Here is a 23,550-nt window from a genome sequence, read left to right as displayed (position 1 = left end):
CCTTATTCAGCCAGCGGGTCATGGATTACCCACCAGCACTTTAGTACTGCCATTAGACTCAAAGTATGCCATACATAAATCGTCTATTCCCAAGGCCTCATGGGCGTCTGGATTTTGTTTACTCCACTTAGAATAAGGGTTTTGGTAAGTTTTGATAAGCCCTTTAACAGGCTTATCAAGTTGCTCAAGGGCATTTCTAAATGCTGCTCTGTCTTTGGACATATCACCGGTTAGCTTTATTTGCTCAATGGCCGCCAACGCAACTTTTGCTAAATCATAACCATGGATGAACCCGGTAGGTGCAAATAAAAAGTCACGCTCTGCAAATTCATCAGGAAACATGCGTTTAGCATTGTTCCACACTTTATTTGCTTGCCCAGATAACGGCCGCTGCTGAAATGAAAAACAGCTTTGAATAAAGTGCAAATCTATGCCTGATGCAAGGTCCACTTTCGCCTGCTGAAAAAAGTCCCCGCCCGTGATACCCCAGTGACTAATAATTGGAATTCGTTGTTCCTTTGGATAGTCAGCCATCGCTGAAACCAGCTGCTTTCCTTCTATAGCATTACCAACAAACAAAATACAATCACTGTCTTTTGCGAGCATTTCTCTGATATGAATTTTTGCACTGCTTTCCTTCATACCCCAATCAAACCAAGTCACCGTTGCCTCTGGGTTACCCAAAGCTTTACCAATTGATTTGTAATTTGATTTTCCCCAAGGCGTTCTTTCTAAGAAAAGGTGAGGGTTTTTGCACGCACGTTTATTAGCAAACTCTACGAGCTTAATACCCGCTTTAGTGTCATCCACAGACAGGCGAAATACCCAATTTTCACCCTCATCATAACGTGTGATAGGGCCACCTGCTGCCCAAGGCACCAAAAGTGGGATTTGGTTGGTATTGATAAACTCTCGGTATTTTATGTAAGGAGGAGAATGTAGACCACCCAGCACAAACAGCCCAGATGGATCTTTCAAAAAGCGCTTAAAGTTCAAAAAGCTGCGATTACTGTTACCACGATGGTCTCGAGATAACAGTTTAATTTTAAAACCTTGAGCTTGGCTGTCTACTTCATCTAATGCAGTCAAAAAACCCATTTTTATCGCGACAGCTGACTGTCGATGGGTACTGTAGTCAGAATCATGATATACATGTAATTCAGGTAAGCTTTTTTCTTTTGCAAATAAGCAAGTCGACAACACGACAAAGAGCACGGCGCAACAGTATTTGAACATAAGCACTAATCAATTATTTTTAGCTACTATAAAGTTAGTCTATCTTGCCTATGAATTACAATTCCATCAAAGTATTAAATATCAATTAATTGTCTAATCGCTTGCCAAGTCTGTGGACTGTTTATAACCCTACCATGACCTTGACCTTGCGTACTATGTAAGCTGGCATGACTGTGTTTCTCAACCTGCGCCAAAGTATGCTGGTATGGCGCATATTTATCTTCTTTGTCATGAACCATTAAAAGCTGAGATTGCTTGGCCAAGTGATTTTCTGCTTGTAGAGACTTAAATACCATATCATGCTCTGTCTCTACTTCATTAAGTAGTCGATCCACCAGTTTATCGGTGATCCCAGTCGAGTAAATGCGCTCCTGAAATGAATTGTAAAAATCAAATGTAGGCGCAATCATGACGTGCTTGGCATCACAAGTTGCATTCACTGCGCCAATTGTACCCATGGAATGACTCACTATCCCCCTAACTTGTTCATCTTCATACTCAGCCAAAACATGTTTAAGCCCCTTAATGAACAAAGGTAAATTTGCAAACTTGCCAGCACTTTTACCATGTCCAAAATGGTCAAACCCCACCACAGAAAACCCTTCATCAATGACTTTTTGCATCAATGGATAAAATTGACTCACGCCGCCAGACCAACCATGGGTGAAAACAAGTTTTGGACCTTCTCCACCTTCTACCAAGTTTAGGGCACCATAGGGGGTTTCAAGTTTACGGCGAGTCATCTGCTGTGGTACTGCGACCTCTTTGCGCCCAGCAGCAGGTGTTAACAGTAATTTTCGAGTCGCATTTAAGCTCATTTTAGGTGCGACTTTGGCCATGAAACTCGACACCCCTCTAGTCACATGGAAGCTCATTGATTTTTTATTCTTGTCAGAAAAGTATATTTTACTGCTCATGCGTTTTGGCTCCATATTTGTCTAACAAAGCATTAAACCCCGTTTTAAATCGACTACGCTCATCATCTTCAAGTGATAACCAGCGCAAGTTTTGACTTCCGAGATATAAAGAATACAGTTCAAACACAAACTGTTTTGGACAAGTGTCTGAATAAAAGTCTCCATCTTGAATGGCTTGCGAGACTATATGTTGTAAGTAGCTTAGCCAGTTTTTTAAAGTGGCTTGGATATGCTCCCTTAGCGCGCCAGGCTGGTCATCAAACTCCGCCGCAGCATTGATAAAAATACAAGTCGCCGCATCTGGCTTATACCAATTAAGCCAGTTTTGACACAGCTGGTTTAACTTTGCCAAGCCCCTCGTATCTTTATCACACGCTAAAATGACATGCTCTTTAAATAAATCAGACGCATATTCAAGCACATTTAACTGCATAGTTTCTTTAGAGTTAAAATGACCAAACAGCCCAGATTTAGACATGCCTGATGCAGTCGCCAACATGCCAATTGTCAGATCATTTAGGCCAGTTTCAGACGCCAATGCCAAGCCTTTGGCTAATATTTGCTGTTTAGTTTGTTTACCTTTACCCATAACACCACAAAAAAGAACGAACGTTCGTTTTTATATTAATAGATACACTAGAGAGATCAAGGTTTATTTCATGTGGTCTTTTTCAGTTTAGGGTGTTTATTCTAAAACCACTAAAAAAACAGAAAATTAACGGTATAAAAAAAGAGCGCATATAGCGCTCTTTTACTTTGCTTAACATGCTAACCCACGTTAGCTGCCAGATCCTGCATCCCCACTCATTTGGCTTTGGATGTAGTTTTGAATACCGATTAAATCTATCAGGCCAAGGTGCTGCTCTAACCAGTAAATGTGATCCATTTCAGTGTCATCAAGCAAGGCTTCTAAGATTTCTCTTGTTACATAATCTTGCTCTTCTTCACACACCGCAATGACCTTTTTAAGGTGATCTTTCACCACCACTTCGGCGGCTAAATCATTTTCGAGCATTTCTTTTACATTGCTGCCTACGTTGATAGGCGCACGTGAAGCCGTGTCAGGTGTTCCCTCTAAAAATAAAATCCGCTCAGTAATACGTTTAGCATGATCCAACTCTTCTTCATATTCATGAGACAATTTGTCATGCAAACGCGCCATTCCCCAATCTTCGTACATTTTGGAGTGTGCTAAATATTGATCCATTGAACTGAGTTCAAGAGTGAGTTGCTTATTTAGCAAGTCGATAACTTTTTTGGAACCTTGCATAATTTAACCCTCTATCTGTGATTGAAGATAGTTTTCAATACCCGTATTCTTAATCAAGAAGTCTTGAGTTTCGAGCCAGTCCACATACTCTTCTTCATACTCTAAGATTTCTTCGAGTAACTCTCTACTGACGTAATCTTGCTCTTTTTCGCACAAATCAATGGCCTCGCGCAGTGCTGGTAGCTGCTCATGCTCAAAAGCAAGGTCGCAGCTGAGCATTTCTTCGGTGTGCTCGCCAATGCGCAACTTTTCGAGATGCTGTAAATTCGGTAAGCCTTCTAAAAATAAAATGCGTTCAATCAGATCATCTGCTTGCTTCATATCCTTGATTGATTTTTTGTAGGCTTTTTCGTTTAACTCTTCAAGTCCCCAGTTTTTGTACATGCGTGCATGTAAAAAATATTGGTTAATCGACGTGAGTTCGAGTGTCAAAATTTTATTCAAAGTGACAATTACTTGCTTACTACCCTTCATAGGGCCCCCTAGTGGCAAAATCAGTTAGACGCTATTTAACACTAGTCCAATATTCGTACTTGGCAAGACTAAATGAAAATAACAAAAAAGTTTTAATATCCTTTTAAAATAAATAACTTATAAAAGAATTAAGAACAATTTTCATTGCCAATAACAATTGAATTAAGGTCTCGATTAACACTTTAAACACGCCGTTGCGATTACCTAACTTGGCTACTTAACTTTCTTTACAGTTTCGACGCCTAAGCGCTTAGCTAAACGGACTAAATTTGCTCGGTCGATATCAAGTGCTCTGGCCGCCGCAGCCCAGTTGAGCTGATGGGTGTTGAGCGCTTTTAAAATAAGACTGCGTTGAAATTCTTCTGTGGCCTCTTTTATTGGCTGTAACATGACCTCCTGCTCACCACGTGTATGTGTATCCAGCTCCACCTTTGGAGAATCAAAACTGAGTTCACAGTGGCTAGGCATAATTTTGATAATGTCTTTTTGCCAGTTTGAATGCTTTGCTTTAAGCGCAGCGCGACTTAATACATGCTCCAATTCTCGAACGTTACCCGGCCAGTCATGGGCTTTTAAACTTGCAAGCAAATCGTCATCCAGTAAAAGTTGAGACACCCCTAGCTTCTTACGAAGCTGCTCTACAAAATAGCCAGCGAGTGGAACTATATCTGTATTGCGGTGTTTAAGGGCTGGAACTTGAAGCGGGAAAACTCTTAAGCGATGATACAGATCTGAGCGAAACCGACCCTCATCCACTTCTTTTTGCAAATCTCTATTTGTCGCAGCCACAATCCGAACATTCACAAAATGCGGCTTATCGCTACCAACAGGCTGGATCTCCCCGCTTTGCAATGCCCGCAGTAATTTGCTTTGAATATGCAACGGTAGTTCACCAATTTCATCTAAAAACAACGTGCCCTGATCGGCTACCAAGAACTTTCCTTCGCGGTGTTTATCTGCACCTGTGAACGCCCCTTTACGATGACCAAAAAACTCACTTTCTGCTAGGTTGTCAGGCAAAGATGCACAGTTTACTTGCACAAATGGCCCGGTACTGCGATTAGATTGCGCATGTAATTGCCGCGCTACCAACTCTTTACCTGTACCAGTTTCTCCTTGAATAAGCACACTCAGATCTGAGTTTGCAACCAGACTAATATCCGACTTAAGCTTTTGCATCGGCACAGACTCACCAACCATGGTGTATTGCTGATGGCTCAGCTCATTTAACATCGCAATCCCAGATTTGGCACGCTTAGACAGCCTATGCATATTGTCTACTGCACTAAAGTGGCTGGAAACCGATGCTTGCACCATAGCTAGTAAAGATGCACCATAGCCGTCAAAAGCATGTGGGCTTAAACTATCAAATGTGATCACGCCCAATAACTTATCTTGCTCGTACATTGCAAAGCCCATACAGGCATGCACAGGTAAATCACCTGTCTCCGCAATCAACATGCCATCATAGGGGTCACTCAGTGGACAATCAGCAGGAAAAATCACCGGGGCCGTTTCACTGTGCACTATTTCTTTGAGCCTTGGGTGCTCTGATAATTGAAATCGTCTCCCCATGACTTCTGGCGCAAGTCCTGTCGCGGCCAACGGAACCAAGGCCCCTTGCTCGTGACCAAGTACTGCTATCGCATCTGCACTAATTAAAGCTTTAAGCGCATTCATCACCGCACCACAATATGACACTAAATCAACCTCGTTATCTTTTGGCAACGCCTCAGCAAGTGATTGATTAAATGTAATTAGTTGGGATAACTCTCTTTTTTCCATGTCATATTGACCTATAAAGTATAAAAAGACTTTATCTAAAATATGTCAAATTGACTCAAAAGTAAAACCATATAATCATAACCACTTGTTTTTATTGAATTTAAAAGTTGGCACACCTTGTGCGATGTATATGACACGAAATCAACCTAAGTGGGTGTACATATGCAAATACAACAAGAGAGCTTTACGGGCGTTTTTACTCGTTTACTTAGCGCTTCGAATTGGCTACTTGTCGCCAGTATAGTCGGCTTTGGCCTCGCTATCATCGCCAGTTACCCACTTTCTCACCTGCTATCCATCCCAGTACAGATCAGCGCGCATATTGGTAGTTTGTTGTTCGCCACTCTATTAAAAATTAGCTATGTAGTGCGGTGCTTGTGCCAGTACAGCTTAGGCTTGGAGGTACGCTAGTGACTATGTTGCCAATTGAAGAGCCTCTACCAAAACCCATTCTGTTAAAGCCATCTACTTGGCCCTTTTTGATGTTGGGGTTTAGACCCTTATTTTGGCTATCAGCGACTTGGGCTGTTATCAGCATGCTCATTTGGGCTGGTGTGTTATCCGGCATTTTACCTTGGCAAAGCCAAGTACCCGCGACACTTTGGCACGCCCATGAAATGTTATTTGGCTTTGCCAGTGCAGTAGCTATCGGTTTTCTATTCACAGCGTCTAAAAACTGGACAGGGATCCCAACGATAAATGGCGTTCAGTTGCTATTGCTGTGCAGCTTGTGGTTAGCCGCAAGATTAATTTTTGTGTTGTCCGATAGCCCTTATATTTGGCTCGCTATCTGCCAAGGCTTATTTTGGTTACTGAGCATCACACATCTGGCCAATACACTGGTGCAAGCCAAGAGCAAAAATAACTATCAATTTATCGTTATTTTATCGCTTATGGCGAGTGTCAATTTGACATTTATTTGGTTGATTGCCACGCACAACTACCTGTTTGTACTCACTTTGTCACATATTGGTGTACTTGGTTTTACATTTTTAATCAGCATCATTGCAGGACGCGTATTACCGTTTTTTATTGCAAGAGGGCTAAACCTGCAATCACAAACGACAACGCCTCTGCTCAACATAGCATTGTTTTGGAGTGCTTTATTAGGGCTTATCGGTTTCTTTGCTCACCATGTATTTAATAGCCCTATAAACCCAGGCTACCTACTCATAGTAACAGGCCTGTTGCATATCGCTCGAAGCGTGTTCTGGTTCAAATTCGCAATCTGGCAAGTTCCCTTACTTTGGTCGCTCTATATCGCATATTGCTTGATGGCCATAGGCTTGATCGGATTTGGCGGTGCCTATTTGAACTTTGCGTGGCAAGCCAAAGACGCTTTGCACTTGATCACCATAGGTGCAATGGGTCTGATGATTTTATCAATTATGTCCAGGGTTTCACTGGGACATACCGCAAGACCACTCAAGGCACACCCTCTTCTGAGTGTGGCATTTGCACTGTGTTTTCTATCAGCCCTGATCAGAAGTCTATTTCCTTTATTTATCAATTCGCACGATGCATGGCTTGCCAGCGCTATTTTATGGTCTGGTGCATTTACCATTTTCGTTGCGATTTACACCCCTATTTTAATGAAACATCGCCTCGACGGGCGTCGTGGTTAATCGGAGAATACCTATGTTATCAACTCAAACAATTAAACTGGTTAAGGACACCATTCCTCTACTCGCTAATGCTGGCCCTGCGGTCACTGATCACTTTTACAAACGTATGTTTAATCATAACCCTGAGTTATTAGATGTTTTTAATATCAGTAATCAGAAAACCGGCAAGCAACAGTTTGCGCTATTTAATGCACTGGCGGCTTATGCAACGCACATTGATAACCCTGCAGTATTGGCGCAGGCAATTGAGCGCATAAACCATAAACACGCCAGCCTAAACATTTTGCCTGAGCACTATCCCATTGTAGGTACTCATCTATTGGCTACATTACAGGAGATGTTTCCCAATGAATGTACACCAGAGATCATTGATGCTTGGGCCCAAGCTTATGGTGCTTTGGCGGACTTATTCATCACTCAAGAAGAAGCAATTTATCAAAATAATGAACATAAATCTGGAGGCTGGCGCGGTCGTCGCCGCTTTGAAATTACCAAGATTGTACAAGAGTCAGAGGTTATCAAGAGTTTTTATCTAACGCCGCTAGATAAACTACCTGTAGCTAGCTATCAAGCGGGGCAATACCTTGCCGTTGATTGTGAGATTCAAGGGTCTGAAAACCGCCAGATCAGACAGTACTCATTGTCGCAATCAAGTCAAAGCGATCATTATCGTATTTCAGTTAAAAAAGAGGGGCTGGTTTCAAACTATTTACACACACTTAAGCAAGGCGACGAAATAGATGCATACCCTCCTGCTGGTGATTTTGTACTGTTAGCGTCAGATGCACCTAAGGTATTTATCAGTGCAGGTGTCGGGATCACGCCAATGATGGCGATGCTGCAAACAATCAAATCAAACGCATCAAACACACCATGCTGGTTCTTGCATGCGGCACGTACACATGCAGAGCACGCATTTTATGACAATGTAGAAGCTTTCAAACCACAAATTTCCTCTCTGCAAAGCCATTATTGGATAGAGAATAATGCCAACGGGCACCGCGAGGGTAGAATGTACCTAGCTGAAATATCTTCTGAATTACCATTAGAAACCGGTGAATTTTACCTTTGTGGACCAAGCGCATTCATGGCGTTTATAAAAACCCAATTAATTGATTTGGGTGTTGACGATAGCCGCATTCTTTACGAGGTGTTTGGCCCTCACCAAGCTCTATAACCTTTTAAAAAAGAGCCAATCGGCTCTTTTTTATTCACGCATATTTTTGGAACACGGATTGCTTAAATTTAAAACAAAGCAAATACAAGGACAGAATATGCAAATTCAAAATACACCACACACATATGCGCCAACGCGGCAAAGTACGTTAACAGCGCCTGCGAAAAATACCGTTCAAGTAATGCCATCAACAAGTACAAACAGCCCTGAACGCGCATTTGATTTCACCAACATGACCTTAAAAGAGCAAAGTGAGGCGGCAAATACACTTTATGAATCAGGTTATTTACCCATGGGTGAAATGGCATTTTAAACCGGTCGTTATGGCCTTATTAAACATGATGGTCAACTGGGCGGTACCACTTTAAATGACGCTAACACCAAACCATTTAACGTGATAGAGCAAATGCGTGAGGACCTTGCTTATGTAAAATCACAGCACCCAGCCAATTCCGACGTGATAAACAATCACGAAGTATTGCTTAAGAAAATTGAGCACTATCAGTACGGTATCAATACACATGCTTAATCATGCAGATAGGTAAATTATTATCTAATCAATTTGCTCCAGCTAGTGGCGCATCACTTTCTATAACTATAATTGTATGTACCAGAAGTCACACTTTTATCAACCTGAATCATATCAATACCTTAAAGTAAAAACCGCTTATATAAATACGCATAAAACTCAACATTCTGTCTATTTTTCAACCTTTTCACTTGATCTCTGAAGTACTTGCTCTAGTTTTAATGTTACCAAACTGTAATAATTGGAGCATATACATGAAAAAGTTCATTCTGATTCTCATTTTAGGCTTTACGTCTTGCTACACACACTTAGCCTTTAGCCGAGACACCCTAGAGTATCCAGTGGTGCTGGTACATGGTTTATTTGGATTCGATAACTTGCTCGGTGTGGATTACTTTTATCGAGTCCCCTCAATCATCCAACAAGAAGGTGGCAATGTATTCGTCGCAGAAGTCTCCTCTGCACATAACTCAGAATTGAGAGGTGAGCAACTGCTTGAGCAAGTCGCTTTGATCAGGGCAATAACGGGTAAAGACAAGGTGAATTTAATCGGTCATAGCCAAGGTGCACAAACGATCCGCTATGTGGCATCAGTAAAACCACAGTGGGTTGCATCGGTAACCAGTATTGGCGGTGTAAATTGGGGTAGTCGATTCGCCGATATCGTTAGAGGCGGTGTTGACAGAGGTTCTTTCTCTGAGCAGTTTTTGGCATCGCTCGCCAATGCATTGGCCGGCTTAATTGATTTACTTTCGGGAAAGGCCACTGCACCCAAAGATGCATTACAAGCACTTGAGGCATTAACCACAGAAGGCACCCTTGCATTTAACCAAAAATACCCAGAAGGCGTACCAAATCAATATTGTGGTCAAGGTAACATGCTTGAGCGCAATGGTGTTTATTATTTTTCTTGGAGTGGCGCTAAAGCATGGACCAATGTGTTTGACCCAGCAGATACACCTTTGGCTTTTATTTCACAGGTTTTTGACGAGCCAAATGATGGACTGGTGTCAGCCTGCTCAAGTAATTTAGGACAAGTCATAGGCAATGATTTTAAAATGAACCATTTAGATCAAGTCAATCAAACCATAGGGATCCACCACCTATTTGAAACTGATCCGTTAACTTTATACAGACAACATATTATTCGCTTAAAAGGGCTAAACCTGTGAAAGGAAAATATCTGTTAACGGTGACGATTACTGGGGCGCTATGCGCCTTGGGTTTGTGGTACTTCAATACCAACACACAAAGCGCTGAGCAAATCGTACTGCACTATCCTAGTGTTCAAAAACTTACTGTTCAAAAACCTAGAACAAGTGCAACAACCGAGGTTCCTGTTAGCTCAAACCCCATATCAATATGCAGCACAGTGACAAAATCACACAAAGCATACATCGACGATTGGTTAATTAAACTACAGCATAAACAGCAAGTTGAAAACTGGCCTCAGTTTATTGAACAGTTGCCAGTTTGCTTGCAGTCACTCGCCCATGATTACATGCACTATAAAGTGGCGCTCACTAAAGTAGACCCGCTTTTAAACATGCATGAACGCTTTGAAGCTTTAACATCCTTACAAAAACAATACTTTTCACAGCAGGTTATCAATGCGTGGTTTCAAGATGAAAACAGCTGGCACGCACATACCCTGACACGTTGGCACATTCTCTCTGACAAAACACTCAGTGATGACATGCGCAAATCACTACTCGAGGCACATATCTCTCAACTGTCAGACGCGCAGAGACAGATAATTGAATCATCGCAGCGCTTCTTTGAACTCAAAAACAATTGGCACGCAATGGACCATAACCAATTTAGTGTAAACTTTGGTGATGAAGCGGCCCTGCGACTTGTTGCATTACAATCTAAGCAACAACTGTGGCAGCAAAAAATTAAACACTACAAACAAGCTCGCCAAACGATTGTGGCGCAAGCCCCACTTGAACAGCACAATGAAAGAATAAAGACTCTCAAACATAACTTATTCGACAGCAATGAGTTAAAGCGTCTAGATGTGATCTTATCTCGTGAGCAGGCTCAATCACCATAATTGCATCTGCTCACCATTAAGTTAGGCTAAAATACTCTCTCACCTTGTTTTTTCGAGGTTAGAACAAATGCTTTTTTCAGCCCTAACCGTTTATATTTCGCTGTTATTTCAACAGAGCTAAGGGCATTATCACCGTAAAAAACATTATGGAATGACAGGTTCTTCGTGTGGTCCACATTGATAAACTTACCCATAACGATAATTTGGTCTATCTCACGGCCATTGCCATGGTGAGACGCTTGAGGAGACAACATCAATCCCTCCAAATACTGGATTTGCTCACCCTGTTGCATATAAATGCCAGCCAGTACTTGCTTGAAAATAGTCTCTTTTGCCTGCTTAAACTCAGTGAAAGACAGGTGTCTATCTTTATCTGTATCCGCCGCTAAAAAGTTAGATGCCGATAGCGATATCACGGTATAAACACCTGTTTCATCGAAGTTAAGCGTACCACGCTCAGCGACCATAAGGTGTGCATTAGCAGACACGCTGAACACCAAAAAACAAATACACCAAAAGTGATTTTTAAAGTAAGTCATTACATCTACCTCTTTTATATTTCACCTTTCACACAGCGCTGAAAATATGGATAACTGTCCGTAGCATAGTAATGATAAATACCTTCAGGAAATTCAGGTGTTACACCAAAACGCCCATTGCACTCGTCTAGATCTCCACTGCCCGCTACGTATTCCCAATCCTGTGCAAAGGTGCCTAACGCATACACTGAGGTAGATGGTCGATTGCTGCTGACATTTTCAACCAGTTGATAGCTACCTGTGATCACTTTGAGCGCGGACTGTGCATCATCAGCATCGCTATAACCATATCGCGCATAAATTGGAAAGCCATCTGCCGCCCAACCAATTAATGTCATGGTTGTGTCTGAACCACCGCGAAGTGCTATAAACCCTTCTGGCATGCCATGGTAATGATATGAGCCATCTGGTTGCACATGGGCGTTATTGTCATCGGTGCCAAAATCAAAGCTCGTTTGACCCAGCGCTTCAATACTCCAGTTTCCTGTGTTCCCCACTAGCGAACAATCATTGCCAGAATCATCACAGGATCCAGCTGTATTGGCATCAATTTTTACACCATTCAAAACATAACCCGTTGCACCTCTTGGGCCACCGAGCGTTGAAGTGGTCTCAGTTTTTGTAGGTGTCAGCGAGTAGCTGATCGACACTGACGTTTCACTGATCGTATTAGGATTGCCTGGATTTGGGAAAGTACCTGTTTGATGGTCAGGAATACCATTTGCTGTTAATGTTCTTGCACTGCCTGTGCAATTCCAATCTGCATTACTCGTCGCTTGGACCGATGCAGAGTCATTAAACTCATTATAGAAATAATCACATAACACACCGTCAGTTGAACCTGATGTCGCAGCGGTCCCATTATCAACACCATCTGAGCTATCCGTGCTGCCACTCGTATCGCCTGAATTGTCAGTGCTGGTACCACTTGTCGTGTCTGATGTTGAAGTGTTGCTGCTGGTATCTGAAGTGCTATTCGAGCTACTAGATGTACTGGTATCTGCTGTGTTATTTACACTTTGCTGTGTAGTTGACTCAGTTTGTGTGTTATCACTACTACTGGAGCCACATCCTGCCAACATCAACATAGTCGCACTTGCTGTAAGTACAGATATGTTATGAACAATTGAACCTTGCTTCATATCAAACACTCCCATAGAAAAAGAAACTGTCGTCACCAAATATGGTTAACTATTGCTGTTTTTTTGACTATAAGAGCTGATTGTGCAAACAGTGTGCAATAAAATAAATAATCTAAACTTATTTACTTAAGGGGAATATACTAACTTTTTGATGTCGAAAGTTCAGTGTTCTCTTCTATTAAGTTCACCATCGGAATAAATAACGGTTTTGGTAAGTTATCCCATGTAAACCACTGCCACTGCTTGCATTTATGCGGTTCTAAAATTTGCGCCTCTCCTTCATCACATCGCGCCTCAACAAATATAGTGATGTAATGTTTATCTTCACGCTCAAAAATATCATTCGTGAAACCAACTTGTTTAACATCGACAACTGTTAAGCCTGTCTCTTCAAGTACCTCTCGAGCTGCACAGCTCTCGATACTTTCGCCAAATTCTAAATGGCCACCAGGTGTGGCCCAAGTGTTTGAACCATGGGCCCCAATGCGCTCACCCAATAAAACTTGATTACCTCGTTTGATGATAACACCAACCCCGACACGGACTACTTTACTCATGGGATTTCCTTTTATAAATGAGTGGAGCTGGATTTTATACTTCTGGAAAGTTTAAGCAAGGCAAATATGCACAACCCTATTTGCAAGTGATACTTGTTTTCATTATCATTTATACAAATCGATATGAGAGGCAAATTCACTGCTTTATTGAAAATAGGATAAACATGTCTGCACAATTACTTACACTGGTCTCATCTACAAGCTCAAATTCATTAACAATAAAATACAATCGTTTGATAGACAGTGCGCAAACCGCTTACCTGTTTGGCCATCAAGAAAAAGCAGCTAACTGCTATCATGATGCATTTAAAATTAGTCTCAAAATATTACAGCAACCAAGTGCAAATAGAGTATCGATTAACCGTATGGTGGAAGTATGCAATTACTGCTTTGATCACTGCCCTGTTTTCAACGACTCAGATGATGATTGCTTTTTAGAAACCGCAGCAGATACGCTAATCAAACTAGTGCAAAGCCAAAGAGAATTAAAAATAAGAAAAAAAGCCTTGGATGGGTTGAAGAGTATTGCTTGCTTGGCATGTGAGCTTGTCCGCTTTAACCAAAGTATTCGCTGTCAGGTTATTATCGATCAATATGTGAAATTAGAATCAACACATGCTAGATATTTATCTCACTGAGTAAAACATTAAAATGGCTGTGCCACAATTTAGCACAGCCTATTTTATTAACTAAAATTAACCGTATACGCTCCTATATAAGTTTGTTGATTACCCACTTTTTTACTTAAACGACATTCTAAACTGTAAGCTGTGCCCGCATCTCTATTACTGTCACCAATCGTACTTGCAGAGACAGACTGATATAAAAACCCTGGATAGCTAGTTAAGGTAAAATCTTTCTTTAATAAAGTGGGCTTAGTTGCATAATGTGACCAATGTCTACGAACTAAACTACAATACACCGTACGGTGAGGTTGGTGCCAAATATCTAATCCTTGAAATTTTAAACCGACTTGGTTGCGAATTGGACATCGGATCGTTAAATCGTGAGTCAAGGAGCCGTTTGTCACACCTGCCTCTTCAAAAGCAATCTCTCCATACCCTCCAACCTGCTGACATTCAGTTGGATCAACGGATACTCTTACTTGCGCACTTGCTGTAAAAGACAGTATTAATCCTGATACTAATAATATATTTTTCATCATGTTTCCTTCATTTCAATCCTTACAAGAAACCATAATAGTTACACAAAAATTACAATTTATTTATATTTTTTATGGATAAAATAAGCGCCAGCCATTCATACAAGCTATTAATGGCTTATTTTCTACTTTTATAAATTTGAAAGAGACTTTCACTCAAAACAACAGTGCTGCTGAAATTTTTTGCGCAAAGAAATCTATAAATACGCGTGATTTTTGTGCGAGAAACCCTGTGTTTGGGTAAACGGCATAAATATCAGATTGATTTAATTTCCACTGCGGTAACACTTCAACGAGCGTGCCTTTTTGTAAATGGGAATAGGTAATAAAGTCTGCAAGCAGTGCGATACCAGAACCATCTAGCGCCGCAGCCAATAATGCTGACGCATCATCACACATGAGTGTTGGGGTAATCTCGACTTTTCTCGTGACCTTGTCTTTCGTTAATTGCCACTTTTTACCTTGAGATAAATGCGAGAAATGTAAACATTGATGGTTTTGTAAATCGGCAGGCCACTGAGGAACACCTGCTTGTGCTAAATAATTAGGCGAGGCAACCAAGCGCCGAATATTGGGGGCGATCCGTTTAGCGCGTAAGCTTGAGTTACTTAAGGTTCCAATCCTTATTGCAACATCAATATTCTGCTGCATTAAGTCCTCAAAGTTATCCTTTTGAATAAGCTCTAATTTAAGTTTGGGATAAGAACGTAAAAACTCTCCCAAATATGGACTGATATGCAAACGTCCAAATGTATTGGGAATACTGACTCGCAACGTGCCTCTAGGCTCGCTATTTTCGCTCGCCATATCTTGCTCGATAGAGTCCAATTGAGAAAGCACGCCAGAGTAGGCCTCTAAATATCGTTGTCCTGCTTCAGTGATATTGACTTGTCTTGTTGTACGCGTGAATAACTGGGTTTTTAATACTGATTCGAGCTTTTTTATCCTGCGTCCAAGTGTCGATGGTGATAACTCTAAAAGCTGAGCAGCAGCAACAAAGCTTTCAGCTTGCGCTGTGGTCACAAATGTACTGTAAAGGCCCAGTAAACCTTCATCTTGATTATAGCGTGTCATGCAATTCACTTCCTTATCACACGGTGATTATCCTCACACCAATCTATTGTAAAGTGCATACAACTTCAAACAAATAGGTAAAAATATGCTAGAAGGAATTAAAGAACATGCATTTTTAGTTACTGGCGCAAGCGCAGGCATTGGACAAGCAACGGCGGTTTTGCTTGCCAAACTGGGTGCCAAAGTGACTATTTTGGCAAGACGTGAAAATGAGCTATTGCAAACGTTAGAGATGATCAAACCCTATGCGGATGACGCAAGTTATCTCGTCGCCGATATTAATCAGCACAATGTACACCACCAAGCAATCGAGCAAACGGTTGCAAAATATGGCCGGTTTGACGGTGCTTTTAATAATGTAGGTACTATCGGGAATTTCGCTCCGTTACTAGAGCAATCAGAAGCCGACTTTGACCGCACTTTAACCACAAATACCAAATCTATATGGCTCGCTGTACAAGCTCAAGCTCGCTACTTTAAAGAGCAGCAAAATGGTGGCGTTATCGTCAATACCTCTTCTTGGCTTGCAAATGGTGGGCTGATCGGGTCAACCTGCTACTCAGCGAGTAAAGGCGCGCTAGACGCTTTTATTCGCCCAGCGGCTCTTGAGTTAAGTCAATACGGGATACGGATCAATAATATCAACCCTGGGGGTATTGATACTCAAATGACACGAAAAGCATTTAATCATGACGAGACAGTACTTCAGAAGTTTGCAAACCAGCACCCCAGAGGTTGCTTAGGTTCCTGTCTGGACGTTGCTAATACTGTCGCATTTTTACTGAGCGATGCAGCTGTAAACATCACGGGTCAATCCATTACTGTCGATGGCGGTTATGCCATTGCAGGTCAACGTTAAAGGAATATTCAAATGACAAAACCACTGTTAATGACGCTTTTTTTCCTATTCATGACAACCAGTGCACAAGCACAAAACATGAATAATATCAGCCAACGCGCATATCGAGATGTCTTTAAACATACGCAATTGTCAAAAAAAGAGCAGTCTCTTGCCTCTATCGCATTATTAATCGGCGCTAATCAAAAGCAACTCACTGTGACAACAATTCAAGAGGCAATAAATACCAAAACATTGACCCCTCAACAAATAATTTCATTGCTTGCCCAGCTAACCAGTTATGTGGGGTTTCCAAAAATAGAGGCGATCAAAGAGGGTTTACCGGAGAAAATACAAAAGGCGCAGATAAAATTGCCAAAAGATACATTAAATATACGCCATGCGGTGGGGAAAAAATATTATGAAAAGCTTGATCCAAAAGGATATCAAGTCATAAACGCCGCGTTTGGAGATGCTGCACCTCAGCTAGTCGCCACAACATACCCTTTATTTGGTGATGCTTTTTCCCACCAAGCACTTACAATTAGAGAAAAGCAGTTAGTGACAGTCAGCTGTCTCACTGCACTTGGCAATGCCCAGCCACAATTGAGTTTTCATGTTGGTACATCATTGCACGTTGGTTTAACCGTGAATACGCTCTATGATATCGCGACTATCAGCCAATATTACTCCGGCATGCCAAGTGCTTACAATCTAGCTCTTGCGATTAAACAACATACCGAGTCACAAAAGCAAAACCCATATGCAGAATAAAAACCATGTGTCGCACTAGTTTACTGCGGCACATATTACTTGAGTGACTCACTTAAAGCCCATTTATAGCAAGCTGCACAGCTTTATTTTCAACCTCTGCTTGATCTTGCCCTTGTGTAAATACGGCTATGGTTTTAGGACTCTGCTGTTTAAAGTGATGCACAGCAATGACACTCCCCGGCCCCATTCCTGTATGCCCCACAGTATGGAGACTATTATCATCATTGCACATTAGCCCCAACCCAATTGCCGGATGAGTCCAAGGACGCTCGCCCACATCGACATTCAATGGCAGCATAGACTGCATTTGCGTTAGCGCTTCATTACTCAAAATGTCTCCATTGATTAAGTAATGTAAAAACAATGCCGCATCTTTCACCGTACCGGCTATCAAACCATGGTAGCACCAGCTCGGGTCGTAACCATCAACACTCCCTTCAAGCAACTCAAAAGCCTGCTTATCTTTTACGACGTGCGCACTACTTAAACCCAACTCTTTAACTAAAACATCATTAATTAATATTGCAAACTCAGTATCATAAAGTCGCTCTAATTGCTGACGTAACAATAAATACCCAATATTCGAATAACACCAACTCTCTCCAGGCGAATACCGTAGTGCATCCACATCAACTTTTTCTAACAGCAGATCTATCGGCCAAGGCTTATCATTATTAGCAACTGCACGATGATACTCAGGCAAAAAAGAGTAATCTCCCAAGCCAGAACTATGATTCAATAATTGCTTATATGTGAAAGGCTTATCAGGATAAAAATCATCCAACCTTATTTGCCCAGTCGCAGTTAAACGCATCACTAATGTGGCAATGACACTTTTAGTAAAACTCCACCAAGGCACCATGCCAGCTCCGCGTTCCATGGCAGACCCGTTTTCATCTACAACGCAGTAAATCATCCAAGCTTTTCTCTATTCATAAACAGCCTATTATTATGTATGACTTTTTTAAGACAAATAAATTAAGTGTGCCAGATTTAGTTTTACGCAAGGGTAAAAACATAAAAACCAACCATCAACACGCAAGAATTTAATACAAATACATAATTATATTAAATATTTAGTATCATAATGAATTTATCTCACACACGCTTTTATTGCTCAGTTGAGAATGTTAGTTTATTAGTCTATTTAAAGTGATAGCTCAATATTGATAGGCGAATACCATGACCACGCATAGTAAAGTTCAAAATATCCTAGTTATTTGTATGGGAAATATTTGCCGCTCTCCAACAATGGAAGCCGTTTTAAAAACCAAAGCAGATGAACATAGCCTCAACCTTGAAATTGACTCTGCTGGTACCATTAATTATCACCAAGGTAATACGCCAGATAGACGCAGTGTGCAAGCTGGTGAAAAGCGTGGTTACTGTTTTGCCAATATTCGCTCAAGACAAATCACGCAAGACGACTTTGCAGCATTCGATCTTATCTTGTGTGCCGATAAACAAAACTTATCAGATTTAAAAGCCGTTTGCCCCTCTGAACATGCAAACAAGCTCCATTTATTTTTAGAGTATGCAGACGCCGAACAACAAGAAGTGCCCGACCCTTACTATGGCCAAGGTGATGGATTCGAGTTGGTTCTAGATTTGGTCGAAACTGCCAGCGAGCGCATAGTGCAGCGTTTATTAAGATCATAATACTGACTACATATCTAACAACTTTACAACTAATAAACTGTATTACCCAAAATATCAGTAGGCAAAACTGGATGATTTTGCCTATACACAAAAATAAAAATACCAAAAATAAGCCCAAGCTTAAGGAAAAGAGATGAAAGAACTATCCATCGTGTTAATTGGAGATTTTGACCCTTCTGTACCTGCTCATCAAGGTATCCCACTCTCTTTAGATATCGCCGCTGAAGACCTCAAGCTCAAAGTAACAGCCACTTGGCTTGGTACTAATCAGGTTAAAGACACAGAACTATCGCAATTTGATGGCATTTGGTGCGTTCCTAAAACTCCATATGCCGATCCAGATGGCGCACTGATGGCTATACGTTATGCAAGAGAAAACTTACTGCCATTCCTTGGTACATGCGGAGGTTTTCAACACGTGGTTGTCGAATACGCAAGAAATGTCATCGGTTGGTCGGATGCTGCACATGGTGAGTCGGAGCCAGATGCGAGCAGGCAAGTCATCTCGCCACTGAGCTGCGCATTAGTCGAAACAACTGAGCAAATCAATCTATTTGAGCACAGTCAATTGGCAAGTATTTATGGCACACCAAGTATTCATGAAGGGTATCGCTGTCGCTACGGTTTAAATACAGCTTTTCGTGAAGCCCTACTTCAAGGTCCTTTAGTTGCATCAGCAGACGACGATACAACTGAAATTCGTGCTGTAGAATTAACAATACACCCATTTTTTATTGCCACACTTTTCCAACCGGAACGTGCAGCATTGAGTGATAAACGCTCTCCTCTTATTGCTGCATTTGTTAATGCCTGTGCGCAAAATCAAGGTTTATAAGCCTTATGGTAAGATACGCTTGCCTTTTTGAACTTGATTAGGTAAAAAGCCACCTCATTAACTGGAGGTGTGAATTGTCTGACTTTGATATTGAAAACATATATGCGCAAATAGCTGATGATTTGCGCTCAAGCGGCTTAAGCATCATCGAAAATGCCGTTGACCCAAAAATTATTCAAACGCTCAACGAACGCATTGCAAGTTTAGAGAAAGATACTTTTCAAACTGCAGGGATTGGCCGTCAAAGTGACCACGAAAAAAATGCCCAGATCAGACGAGATAAAATTCGTTGGCTTGATAGAGGCAATACTCAAGAGACCGGCTACCTTGATGCGATGGATGAATTAAAAAGCTACTTAAACCGCCGTTTATTCATGGGCCTATTCAGCTATGAAAGTCACTTTGCTCACTACCAGCAAGGTGCCTTTTATAAAAAGCATCTCGATGCATTTAAAGGCAAAGCTAACCGAGTTCTCACAACGGTCTTTTATCTTAATGAAGACTGGCGCACTGAAGACGGTGGCGAGCTAGTCATTTATCAAGCTGAAAATCATGACAAAGAACTGTGCCGTGTTTTGCCAAAGCAAGGCACACTAGTAACTTTTTTAAGTGACGAATTCCCTCATGAAGTATTGGCAGCCAATAAATCCAGATACTCAATTGCAGGCTGGTTTAGAATTAATGCCAGTACCGCAGCGCATATCGACCCTCCACGTTAATACGTTATAAGTAAAAAAACTACCTTCTTATCGTGTGCAAAGATAGTAACCACTATCTCTGTACACTATATTTTTACACTAACTAGCCATATTCCATGCTCCTACGTTTCATTACAATATTTAACTTTTAAATGTCAGCTAATACAGATATCTTGACAAAAAAATTAAGGAAAACACCATGTATAAATTGCTACTGCCCATTCTGATGTTGAGTTTATTGTCAGGCTGTATATTCGTATCAAAGGAGGTGCAATATTATGATGAGCAATGCCATATTACTAAACGCAAACATGTTTTAAGCACAGAACAAATGGCTTCGCTTGGTAATTGCTCAGGTAGAGCGTGTGCCATGGTGATGGCCGGTGCTGGCATCGTCTCCGCTGCGAGTCTTGTGGTTTCTGGTACAGTTGTTATGACTCAAAACACACTCTCTTGGCTTGAGCAAAGTAGAGGATGTGAAACATTAGATGCAACTAATCTTGAGAAAAGTACACAATCTTAATAGGGAAAAACAACCTCAACTTTGAGTCCGCCTTTTGCTCTATTGCGGATAAAGATCTGGCCGTTATGCGCATCGGTAATTTCTCTGCATAACGCCAATCCCAGCCCCGTTCCACTGGACTTGGTTGAATAAAACGGCAGCAGTGCATTGGTCAACACAGCTTCACTCATGCCTGGGCCTCTATCTGATATGGTAATTTTAATGCCTTCTTGGGCTGAATTGACACTCAGTGCTATCGCGTCAATATCACTCCCAGACTCATGGGCATTTTTTAATAAGTTAATCAGTAGCTGCTCTAGTTGCCCTTTATCTGCTGCAATCAGCTCAACATCAAACGACACCGTACAGGGCCACTGCATTTGCAGTGCTTCCAATAAAGGGGCCAGTACAACAGGATTTATCTGTGGCGCAGGCAACTTAGCAAATGTGCCATAGCCTTGAATAAACTCACATAAGTGCTCAATGCGTTCATCAATAGTGCTGAACACACGATTGAGTCGCGCTTCATCGAGCTTATTGGCAATAATTTTACCACTGTGCAGCATGGATGAAATTGGTCCCAAAGAGTTATTCAACTCATGACTGATAACACGTATGACCTTTTTCCAAACCGCCACTTCTTGGCGGTTTAACTCTTTTGTTAGCTGCTTAAAAATAAATAAATTATGGGGCTGATTATTTAATAAAAGCTTACCCACTGTGCTGTGCCACATTTGCTCCTCTCCAGATGAAGGGGCCACACTCACTAACCCATCAGTCCCCTGCTCTATCGCATCAATGATCTCTCTCGGGGTCTCTGGACAAAGACTTTTAATCGACTTCCCCTCTAATGCTATTGAGCTCGCCATTAGCTTTTGAGCGCTAGGATTAGCAAACACCACTGTCTCATTTTCATCCACTAAGAGCAGCGCTTGCGGTGCACTTTGCAGCATTTTGTCCAACATCATCTCTCGTTGATAGAGCCACTGTTTTTCGTTTCGTAATTGCTTCGCGGTTTCATTATATAAGTGACACAAGTCCCCAAAGCTGTCTTTTGACTGGTAAGCTAATTGATTTGAAAAGTCACCGTCTTTAAAGTTCAAAAGGCCAATCTGAAGTGCATCGAGTGCTTGCAAGAATGAGCTAAAAAATAAACGTAACAATACACAGGTAAGTATCCAGCTAGACACAGCAGTCAAAAACCACATTGACCAAGAAACAAAAAATGCCACGGGTAAGCTCGCCAATAGCGTGCTTATAGCAATGGCGATACAGGCTTTTTTAGTTAACGCCTTTTGGGTATTTTCCATTAATAGTCGATTCCGTGCTTTTGCAAACGCCGGTATAAAGCTTGGCGACTCATACCAAACTGTCTCGCTACCTTGGCTATCACCCCTTCGCATTGATGCATTGCCTGCTGCAATTCTTGCTTTGAAGGCTCGTGATTATGTATCTGCGTAGTCTGTGTCTGAACTTGAGTAAGCCCAAAATCTGCGGCATCTAACTCGCCTTGCGGCTTTAATACGCCTGCGCGCTTACAGGCATTTTCAAGTTCTCTCACATTACCCGGCCAGCTGTGCGCACAAAGCGCTTTTTCTGCACCCAATGACAATGCCCTCTGTGGTAAAAAATGCTGCACCAAGGGAATGATGTCATCGGTTCTTTGCTTTAAATTTGGTAAATTAATTTCAATCACATTTAAGCGATAATATAAATCTTCACGAAAACGCCCAGCGGCAATATCATTCAATAATTGCGCATTGGTTGCCGATATAACACGTACATTTACTTTGCGTGTTTCAACCGAACCTAGTCGCTCAAACTCGCCGGTTTGCAGCACACGAAGCAGTTTCATTTGACCTGAGAGCGGTAAGTTACCAATCTCATCTAGGAATAACGTACCGCCATCGGCCGCTTCAAATCGACCTATGCGCTGCTTATTCGCTCCCGTATAAGCGCCCGCTTCTGCGCCAAATAATTCAGCTTCAATCAGGCTATCAGGTAAAGCCCCTGCGTTTACGCGAATAAAAGGCTGATTGACTAGTCGAGAGTTTGCCTGAATTATTTCGGCTACCTTTTCTTTACCACTGCCATTTGCGCCCGTAATAAGCACCGATACATCCGACTTGGCCACTTGCAGTGCCATTTCAACAGCACGCTGCATCGCAACGCTTTTATAAATTAAGCCGCATAGTTGCGCATCTGCGTTAAAGTCTGAGCGCTCTTGCTCTTGACGGTGCAGCTGTTGACTATCTTGATTAGCTTTTCCAAGTGCGATGAGGTTAGCAACGCTTATCAACAGCTTTTCGTCATTCCAAGGCTTTGCAAGATAGTCAGCAGCGCCTGCCTTAACTAAGGAAATGGCCATCTCTAGCTCTGTCCACGCAGTTAATAGAATAATGGGCAAATTAGGATTGATAGCGCGAAGTTGATAAAACAGCGCTTTGCCTTCTTCACCTGAAGTCGTATCCGCAGAAAAGTTCATGTCTTGAATGGCTAAATCAATGCGCTGGTAACGCACAATTTGCTCTGCTTCAAAAGGAGATGAAGCAAGCGCAACTTGATAGTCATGTAATTCAAAAAGTAGTGACAATGACTGCAAAACCGCAGCATTATCATCAATGATCAGTATTTTATCCATGTGCTTATTTTTATTATGTTACACCCCAATGAGTGTAACATAATATCGCTCCGTCTTTAC

27 protein-coding genes are annotated in these 23,550 nt (G+C 41.6%); 13 read left to right on the top strand and 14 right to left on the bottom strand.

Going from position 1 to position 23,550, the window contains the following annotated elements:
* Positions 1–18: 18 nt before the first annotated feature.
* The 6 genes from QNM16_RS01750 to norR all read right to left on the bottom strand — a co-directional run bounded on the left by QNM16_RS01750 (position 19) and on the right by norR (position 5,682).
* Positions 19–1,236, bottom strand: coding sequence for an ABC transporter substrate-binding protein (locus QNM16_RS01750; RefSeq protein WP_284018878.1), 1,218 nt, complete (start codon positions 1,234–1,236; stop codon positions 19–21).
* 74 nt (positions 1,237–1,310) lie between these two features.
* A complete protein-coding gene (locus tag QNM16_RS01745) occupies positions 1,311–2,153 on the bottom strand; it encodes an alpha/beta fold hydrolase (protein WP_284018877.1) in 843 nt (280 codons plus the stop codon).
* On the bottom strand, positions 2,143–2,742 hold the full coding sequence (locus tag QNM16_RS01740; RefSeq protein ID WP_284018876.1) for a TetR/AcrR family transcriptional regulator: 600 nt from the start codon (positions 2,740–2,742) through the stop codon (positions 2,143–2,145). The genes QNM16_RS01745 and QNM16_RS01740 overlap by 11 nt, the downstream gene beginning before the upstream one ends.
* 189 nt (positions 2,743–2,931) lie before the next feature.
* Positions 2,932–3,423, bottom strand: coding sequence for a bacterioferritin (gene bfr / locus QNM16_RS01735; RefSeq protein ID WP_063362615.1), 492 nt, complete (start codon positions 3,421–3,423; stop codon positions 2,932–2,934).
* Between the two features lie 3 nt (positions 3,424–3,426).
* Positions 3,427–3,897 (bottom strand): bacterioferritin, encoded by a 471-nt coding sequence (gene bfr, locus QNM16_RS01730; RefSeq protein ID WP_284018875.1) that lies wholly within the window; start codon positions 3,895–3,897, stop codon positions 3,427–3,429.
* 213 nt (positions 3,898–4,110) lie between these two features.
* On the bottom strand, positions 4,111–5,682 hold the full coding sequence (gene norR, locus QNM16_RS01725) for a nitric oxide reductase transcriptional regulator NorR (RefSeq protein ID WP_284018874.1): 1,572 nt from the start codon (positions 5,680–5,682) through the stop codon (positions 4,111–4,113).
* Between the two features lie 162 nt (positions 5,683–5,844).
* Here norR and QNM16_RS01720 point away from each other — a divergent pair, with 162 nt between their 5' ends.
* From QNM16_RS01720 to QNM16_RS01695, 6 genes are all read left to right on the top strand, one after another.
* Positions 5,845–6,093, top strand: coding sequence for a hypothetical protein (locus QNM16_RS01720; RefSeq protein WP_284018873.1), 249 nt, complete (start codon positions 5,845–5,847; stop codon positions 6,091–6,093).
* A gap of 5 nt (positions 6,094–6,098) precedes the next feature.
* Positions 6,099–7,307: an NnrS family protein gene (locus tag QNM16_RS01715; RefSeq protein ID WP_284019884.1), complete on the top strand. Its 1,209-nt coding sequence runs from the start codon at positions 6,099–6,101 to the stop codon at positions 7,305–7,307.
* Between the two features lie 13 nt (positions 7,308–7,320).
* Entirely contained in the window at positions 7,321–8,484 is a 1,164-nt protein-coding gene (gene hmpA, locus QNM16_RS01710; protein ID WP_284018872.1) for an NO-inducible flavohemoprotein, read from the top strand.
* Between the two features lie 97 nt (positions 8,485–8,581).
* Positions 8,582–8,797 (top strand): hypothetical protein, encoded by a 216-nt coding sequence (locus QNM16_RS01705; protein WP_284018871.1) that lies wholly within the window; start codon positions 8,582–8,584, stop codon positions 8,795–8,797.
* Positions 8,798–9,267: 470 nt separating this feature from the next.
* Positions 9,268–10,185, top strand: coding sequence for an esterase/lipase family protein (locus QNM16_RS01700; RefSeq protein ID WP_284018870.1), 918 nt, complete (start codon positions 9,268–9,270; stop codon positions 10,183–10,185).
* Positions 10,182–11,069 (top strand): lipase secretion chaperone, encoded by an 888-nt coding sequence (locus QNM16_RS01695; RefSeq protein WP_284018869.1) that lies wholly within the window; start codon positions 10,182–10,184, stop codon positions 11,067–11,069. The genes QNM16_RS01700 and QNM16_RS01695 overlap by 4 nt, the downstream gene beginning before the upstream one ends.
* Before the next feature lie 26 nt (positions 11,070–11,095).
* Here QNM16_RS01695 and QNM16_RS01690 read toward each other — a convergent pair whose 3' ends face one another.
* The 3 genes from QNM16_RS01690 to QNM16_RS01680 all read right to left on the bottom strand — a co-directional run bounded on the left by QNM16_RS01690 (position 11,096) and on the right by QNM16_RS01680 (position 13,307).
* Positions 11,096–11,608: a hypothetical protein gene (locus QNM16_RS01690; RefSeq protein WP_284018868.1), complete on the bottom strand. Its 513-nt coding sequence runs from the start codon at positions 11,606–11,608 to the stop codon at positions 11,096–11,098.
* 14 nt (positions 11,609–11,622) lie between these two features.
* Positions 11,623–12,750, bottom strand: coding sequence for a YHYH protein (locus tag QNM16_RS01685; protein ID WP_284018867.1), 1,128 nt, complete (start codon positions 12,748–12,750; stop codon positions 11,623–11,625).
* 140 nt (positions 12,751–12,890) lie between these two features.
* A complete protein-coding gene (locus QNM16_RS01680; RefSeq protein ID WP_284018866.1) occupies positions 12,891–13,307 on the bottom strand; it encodes a nucleotide triphosphate diphosphatase NUDT15 in 417 nt (138 codons plus the stop codon).
* Between the two features lie 164 nt (positions 13,308–13,471).
* On the opposite strand from QNM16_RS01680, the gene QNM16_RS01675 reads away from it, so the two are divergent.
* Positions 13,472–13,945 (top strand): hypothetical protein, encoded by a 474-nt coding sequence (locus QNM16_RS01675; RefSeq protein ID WP_284018865.1) that lies wholly within the window; start codon positions 13,472–13,474, stop codon positions 13,943–13,945.
* A gap of 47 nt (positions 13,946–13,992) precedes the next feature.
* Here QNM16_RS01675 and QNM16_RS01670 read toward each other — a convergent pair whose 3' ends face one another.
* Both QNM16_RS01670 and QNM16_RS01665 read right to left on the bottom strand, forming a co-directional pair.
* Complete coding sequence (locus QNM16_RS01670; RefSeq protein WP_284018864.1) at positions 13,993–14,472, bottom strand: hypothetical protein; 480 nt, start codon at positions 14,470–14,472, stop codon at positions 13,993–13,995.
* Positions 14,473–14,625: 153 nt separating this feature from the next.
* The gene (locus QNM16_RS01665) at positions 14,626–15,543 is read right to left on the bottom strand and encodes a LysR family transcriptional regulator (protein WP_284018863.1); all 918 of its coding nucleotides are present in this window, start codon (positions 15,541–15,543) and stop codon (positions 14,626–14,628) included.
* An 85-nt stretch (positions 15,544–15,628) separates the two neighbouring features.
* Between QNM16_RS01665 and QNM16_RS01660 the strand changes: the two genes are divergently transcribed.
* Both QNM16_RS01660 and QNM16_RS01655 read left to right on the top strand, forming a co-directional pair.
* Positions 15,629–16,402: an SDR family NAD(P)-dependent oxidoreductase gene (locus QNM16_RS01660; protein ID WP_284018862.1), complete on the top strand. Its 774-nt coding sequence runs from the start codon at positions 15,629–15,631 to the stop codon at positions 16,400–16,402.
* A 12-nt stretch (positions 16,403–16,414) separates the two neighbouring features.
* Complete coding sequence (locus QNM16_RS01655) at positions 16,415–17,155, top strand: carboxymuconolactone decarboxylase family protein (protein ID WP_284018861.1); 741 nt, start codon at positions 16,415–16,417, stop codon at positions 17,153–17,155.
* A 52-nt stretch (positions 17,156–17,207) separates the two neighbouring features.
* Here the strand turns inward: QNM16_RS01655 and QNM16_RS01650 are convergent, their stop codons facing one another.
* Positions 17,208–18,071 carry a serine hydrolase domain-containing protein gene (locus QNM16_RS01650; RefSeq protein WP_284018860.1) on the bottom strand — a complete coding sequence of 288 codons (864 nt, stop codon included), beginning with the start codon at positions 18,069–18,071 and terminating at the stop codon, positions 17,208–17,210.
* 266 nt (positions 18,072–18,337) lie between these two features.
* On the opposite strand from QNM16_RS01650, the gene QNM16_RS01645 reads away from it, so the two are divergent.
* The 4 genes from QNM16_RS01645 (at position 18,338) to QNM16_RS01630 (ending at position 20,870) form a co-directional block, all read left to right on the top strand.
* Positions 18,338–18,814, top strand: a complete 477-nt coding sequence (locus tag QNM16_RS01645; protein ID WP_284018859.1) for a low molecular weight protein-tyrosine-phosphatase — start codon at positions 18,338–18,340, stop codon at positions 18,812–18,814.
* A gap of 133 nt (positions 18,815–18,947) precedes the next feature.
* Positions 18,948–19,649: a CTP synthase C-terminal region-related (seleno)protein gene (locus tag QNM16_RS01640; RefSeq protein WP_284018858.1), complete on the top strand. Its 702-nt coding sequence runs from the start codon at positions 18,948–18,950 to the stop codon at positions 19,647–19,649.
* Between the two features lie 74 nt (positions 19,650–19,723).
* Positions 19,724–20,368 carry a 2OG-Fe(II) oxygenase gene (locus QNM16_RS01635; protein WP_284018857.1) on the top strand — a complete coding sequence of 215 codons (645 nt, stop codon included), beginning with the start codon at positions 19,724–19,726 and terminating at the stop codon, positions 20,366–20,368.
* A 178-nt stretch (positions 20,369–20,546) separates the two neighbouring features.
* A complete protein-coding gene (locus tag QNM16_RS01630; protein WP_063362636.1) occupies positions 20,547–20,870 on the top strand; it encodes a hypothetical protein in 324 nt (107 codons plus the stop codon).
* On the opposite strand, the gene QNM16_RS01625 is transcribed toward QNM16_RS01630, so the two are convergent.
* Entirely contained in the window at positions 20,867–22,159 is a 1,293-nt protein-coding gene (locus tag QNM16_RS01625; RefSeq protein ID WP_417709482.1) for a sensor histidine kinase, read from the bottom strand. The two genes, QNM16_RS01630 and QNM16_RS01625, sit on opposite strands and share 4 nt — an antisense overlap.
* Positions 22,159–23,490 carry a sigma-54-dependent transcriptional regulator gene (locus QNM16_RS01620; protein WP_284018855.1) on the bottom strand — a complete coding sequence of 444 codons (1,332 nt, stop codon included), beginning with the start codon at positions 23,488–23,490 and terminating at the stop codon, positions 22,159–22,161. The genes QNM16_RS01625 and QNM16_RS01620 overlap by 1 nt, the downstream gene beginning before the upstream one ends.
* Positions 23,491–23,550 lie beyond the last annotated feature (60 nt).

The sequence above is a fragment of the Pseudoalteromonas umbrosa genome, assembly GCF_030125375.1.
In the GTDB taxonomy this organism is placed as follows: domain Bacteria; phylum Pseudomonadota; class Gammaproteobacteria; order Enterobacterales; family Alteromonadaceae; genus Pseudoalteromonas; species Pseudoalteromonas umbrosa.
This window is presented reverse-complemented; position numbering and strand designations above follow the sequence as displayed.